Origin of the sequence: Streptomyces flavofungini, from assembly GCF_041028215.1 — a bacterium.
GTDB lineage: Bacteria > Actinomycetota > Actinomycetes > Streptomycetales > Streptomycetaceae > Streptomyces > Streptomyces flavofungini_B.
In genome coordinates this window covers 1-2557 of record NZ_JASKYR010001019.1, presented here as the reverse complement: position 1 = coordinate 2557, position 2557 = coordinate 1, and the positions used below count along the sequence as shown (strand labels likewise).

3 protein-coding genes are annotated in these 2557 nt (G+C 74.4%); 1 reads left to right on the top strand and 2 read right to left on the bottom strand.

The features are described 5' to 3' along the window. Positions 1-564, top strand: a 564-nt coding sequence (locus tag AB8Z36_RS37890; RefSeq protein ID WP_369217914.1) for a cellulose-binding protein, incomplete at its 5' end; no start/stop codon positions are given. A 32-nt stretch (positions 565-596) separates the two neighbouring features. Here the strand turns inward: AB8Z36_RS37890 and AB8Z36_RS37885 are convergent. Together AB8Z36_RS37885 and AB8Z36_RS37880 are read right to left on the bottom strand one after the other, a co-directional pair. Beyond that, positions 597-2177, bottom strand: a complete 1581-nt coding sequence (locus AB8Z36_RS37885) for a sodium/solute symporter (protein ID WP_369217913.1) — start codon at positions 2175-2177, stop codon at positions 597-599. Beyond that, positions 2174-2557, bottom strand: a 384-nt coding sequence (locus tag AB8Z36_RS37880) for a DUF485 domain-containing protein (RefSeq protein WP_369217912.1), incomplete at its 5' end; no start/stop codon positions are given. The genes AB8Z36_RS37880 and AB8Z36_RS37885, both read right to left, overlap by 4 nt.

Below are 2557 nucleotides of genomic sequence, written 5' to 3'. Positions count from 1 at the left end.
GGGGCGGTCGCGGCGCGCGACGCCGCGCGTGAGTACGCCGGTGGTGTGGGTGCCGAGGCCGACGAGTGGGTGGGGCGGCGGGAGCTCGCGGACCGGGGTACGGCGGACGAGGTGCGGACCTCCGCCCGGCGCGAGGCCAAGGAGGTGCGGGGCGAGGCGCTCGCCGCGCTGCGGGAGGTGCGGCAGCGGTGCGAGGGGCTGCTCGCCGAGCAGCGGAAGGAGCAGGGGGAGCGGTGGGAGGTACTGGAGCGGGAGATCGGTGAGCGGGAGGCCGCGGCGGACGCCGCGACCGCCGAGCGGATCGCCGCGGCGGAGGCCCGCCTGTCCGCGGCCAAGCGGTCCTTCGCCGAGGTGGAGGAGGCGGCCCGGCACGGCCAGGAGGACGCGACGGCACGCGCCGCCGAGATCGTGGCGGAGGCCCGGCTCCAGGAGGAGCGGACCGCCCGCGAGACGGAGCGCGTCCTCCGGGAGCACGGGGAGGAGTGGGACGAGGTGCGCAGCCACATGGACCACGTCAAGACCAGCCTCGCCACTCTGACGGGCCGCGCCCCGGCCGAGTCCTAGGGCCTTTGCGGGGCCCCGCCCCCTCGCGGGCCCTACCCGGCGAGAATCCGTGCCTCCACCGCCTCGTACCGCTTGCGCTGCTCGTCCGCCTCCGACCTCGACGAGAGGCGGGTGCCCAGCCAGCCCAGGAGGAAGCCGAGGGGGATGGAGGCCAGGCCCGTGGTCGTGAACGGGAACCAGGTGAAGTCGTGGTGGGGGAAGGCCGCGCCGGGGGCGCCGGAGACCAGATTGGTGCCGGTCATCAGGACGGCGGAGCCCAGGGTGCCGCCGAGCAGGGTGCAGACCAGGCCCGTCTGGGTGAAGCGGCGCCAGAAGAGGCTGTAGACCAGGGCGGGGGTCAGGGCCGAGGCGCCCAGGCAGAAGGAGAGGGTGGCCAGGGGCTGGAGGTTGTGGTCCTTGACGAGGACCGCGAGGAGGATGGCGGGCGCGCCGATGGCGAGTGCCGAGACGCGGGCCAGCGTCATCTCGCGGCGCGGGGTGAGGGCCCGGCCGTGCGCGAAGACGTCGTGGGCCAGGGAGTTGGCGCAGGCGAGGATCATCCCGGCCACCGAGGCGAGCAGCGTCAGGAACAGGGCCGTGGTGACCGTGGTGAGGAGCAGGGTCTCCGCCGTCGAGGCGTCGGCGCCGAACACCGCCCTGGCGCCGAGCAGATACGCCGTGTTGCCCTGCGGGTCGTGCCCGGCGACGGCGGCGCGGCCGAGCATCGCCGTCGTCCCGAAGCCGACGACGGTGATGACGAGGACGAAGAGCGAGACCGCCGTGACGGCCCACGACATGGAGCGGCGGATCTCCCGGGCGCTGCGGGCCGTGTACATGCGCATGGTGACGTGGGGGAGCGCGGCGCCGCCGAGGACCACCGTCAGCTCCGAGCTGATCATGTCAAGGCGCGGCCAGGGGCTGTCGGCGAACTGGAGCCCCGAGCGCAGGAAGGCGGGTCCTGCCCCGCTGCCGTGCTGGGCGGCGGAGAGCAGGGCGCCGGGGTCGAAGTCGTAGCGGCGCAGGATCAGGGCGGAGATCACCAGCCCGGAGCCGAGCAGCATCACGATCTTCAGGATCTGGATGAGGGCGGTGCCCTTCATGCCGCCGATCGCCGCGTAGCTGATCATCAGGGCGCCCAGGGTGATGATGCACCCGGTCCGCAGGCCGTCGCCGGAGAAGCCGAGGATGAAGGAGAGCAGGTCGCCCGCGCCCGCGAGCTGGACCAGCATCAGCGGGAGCAGCGCCGCGAGGGTGGCGAGGCAGGCGGCGACGCGCGCCGGGCGTCCGGGCATGCGGCGGGCCAGGACGTCGCCCATGGTGAACCGCCCCGCGTTCCGCAGCGGTTCGGCGAGCAGGAACATCAGCAGTGTGAGGGAGAGCGCGGTGCTCAGGGCGAGGACCACGCCGTCGTACCCGAGGAGGGCGATCACGCCGCCGGTGCCGAGGACGGTGGCCGCGGAGATGTAGTCGCCCGCGATGGCGAGCCCGTTGCGCAGCGGGCTGAGCCCGCCGAAGCCGGTGTAGAACTCGTCGAGGTCGTCGCGGTCGGGCCCCGTCATGACGCAGAGCAGCAGCGTGAAGCTGACGACGGCGATGAAGGCGACCAGGGACATGGACTGCGCGCTGTCGCTCATGACCACTCCTCGGTGGACCTGGCCCGGCGGCGCAGGCGTGCGGCGAGCGGGTCGAGCCCGCGGCGGGCGGTGCACTCGTACAGGACGAGCGCGAGGCAGGTGACGGGGAGCTGGCCGAGGCYGAGCACGAGGCCGGTGGATAGCCCGCCGCCGACGGTGCCGCTCATCAGGGCGGGCGCGCAGGCGGACAGGACGAGGAAGAGGGTGAAGTAGCCGAGCGCGGTGAGCGTGGCGACGCGGCGCTGCCGCCGGTAGGCCGCGCGCAGCAGCCGCAGGTCCCGGTGGCGGCCGGGTACGGGCGCAGGGGGCGCCGCGGGCGCGGGCGGTGCTTCGGGCGGAGGCTGCCATGGGTAGGTGAGGCGGGTGTCCTGCCGGGGGAC

What these genes read in the sequence shown, in the direction of transcription:
- AB8Z36_RS37885 (WP_369217913.1), bottom strand. Translation starts at nt 2,177, where the DNA reads ATGAGCGACAGCGCGCAGTCCATGTCCCTGGTCGCCTTCATCGCCGTC.